The following is a 1,114-nucleotide window of genomic DNA, read 5'->3' on the forward strand; positions in this document are numbered from 1 at the left end:
CCTTTGAGATAATGGCGGCTGCTGGGCCACGACGAGACCTCAACCGATGCAATCGAGCTTTTCCGACCTGGAGTACGCCGCCAAGAAGAAGCAGACGCGGCGCGACCGCTTTCTCGCCGAGATCGAGGCGGTGACGCCGTGGACGGCGCTGGAGGCCGAGATCGAGCCGTTCTACCCGAAGGGTGCGGGCCGCGGCCGGCCGCCGATCGGGGTGGGACGGATGCTGCGGATGTACGTCGCTCAGCAGTGTTTCGGGCTGTCGGACGAAGGGATCGAGGACGCCATCTACGACAGCCAGGCGATTCGCGGCTTCGTCGGCATTGATCTGGCCCGAGAAGCGGCGCCGGACGCGACCACACTGTTGAAGTTCCGCCGCCTGCTGGAGAGGCATGGGCTCACGCAAAAGATCTTCGAGGTGATCAAGACGCACCTGGCCGAGAAAGGCTTGACGATGCGTGAAGGCACCATCGTCGATGCGACGCTCATCGCGGCGCCTCCTTCGACCAAGAACCGCGCCAAGGCGCGCGATCCCCAGATGCACCAGACGAAGAAGGGTAACCAGTGGTACTTCGGGATGAAGGCGCACATCGGCGTCGACGCCGAGTCGGGCTTGGTGCATGCGGTGGTGGCCACGGCGGCCAACACAAGCGACGTGAGCCAGACGCACAAGCTGCTGCATGGCGAGGAGACCGAGGTCCTTGGCGACGCGGGCTACCAGGGCGTCGAAAAACGCAAAGAGAACCGGGACAACAAGGCGACCTGGCACGTCGCCATGAAGCGCAGCAAGCGCAAGGCGCTGCCGGCCAACCGGCTGGGCAAACTCCTCGAGAAGCTCGAGCGGGCGAAGGCGAGCATTCGCGCCAAGGTCGAGCATCCGTTCCATGTGGTCAAGAACCTCTTCAAGCACAAGAAGACGCGCTACCGCGGGCTGGCGAAGAACGAAGCGCAACTGTTCACGCTCTTCGGGCTGGCCAATCTGTTCCTGGCGCGCCGACCGTTGTTGGCGCTTCGTGCCCGAGGTGCGTCCTGATGGGGCACCAAGGAGCGAAAGCGGGGGCAACGGCCCGTGGCCGACCCGGTCGGAAGCGAAAAATGCCTTCGAACTCGAAAGGTC

The 1,114-nt window shown here is 64.2% G+C and carries 1 protein-coding gene; it reads left to right on the plus strand.

The window, feature by feature from the left end; all coding sequences use genetic code 11:
• Positions 1 to 46 precede the first annotated feature (46 nt).
• Entirely contained in the window at positions 47 to 1,030 is a 984-nt protein-coding gene (locus C7389_RS24745; RefSeq protein WP_133595321.1) for an IS5 family transposase, read from the plus strand.
• Positions 1,031 to 1,114 lie beyond the last annotated feature (84 nt).

Origin of the sequence: Azoarcus indigens (assembly GCF_004361735.1) — a bacterium.
In the GTDB taxonomy this organism is placed as follows: Bacteria; Pseudomonadota; Gammaproteobacteria; order Burkholderiales; family Rhodocyclaceae; genus Azoarcus; species Azoarcus indigens.

Coding starts and splice junctions, on each gene's coding strand:
- C7389_RS24745 (WP_133595321.1), top strand. CDS start 47: ATGCAATCGAGCTTTTCCGACCTGGAGTACGCCGCCAAGAAGAAGCAG.